At 71.8% G+C, this 255-nt stretch carries 1 protein-coding gene; it reads left to right on the forward strand.

Annotated features, from left to right (window positions below):
* Window positions 1–255 (forward strand): chemotaxis protein CheW (locus FNJ47_RS47160; RefSeq protein ID WP_175068536.1); only part of this gene is annotated, 255 nt, incomplete at both ends.

Below are 255 nucleotides of genomic sequence, written 5' to 3' on the forward strand. Positions count from 1 at the left end.
CCAGTGAAGGCGCGATGGCCGAATACGTCACCGCCGTGATCGGCGGCCAGCTGTTCGGCTTGCCGATCTCGCGGGTGCAGGACGTGTTCATGCCGGAGCGGCTGACGCGGGTGCCGCTGGCCTCCAGCGAGATCGCCGGCGTGCTCAATCTGCGCGGCCGCATCGTCACCGTGGTCGACATGCGCGCCCGGCTCGGGCTGCCGAAGGCCGACGACGGCAAGCTGCCGATGGCGGTCGGCGTCGACCAGCGCGGCG

Source organism: Bradyrhizobium uaiense (genome assembly GCF_010811875.1).
GTDB lineage: Bacteria > Pseudomonadota > Alphaproteobacteria > Rhizobiales > Xanthobacteraceae > Bradyrhizobium > Bradyrhizobium uaiense.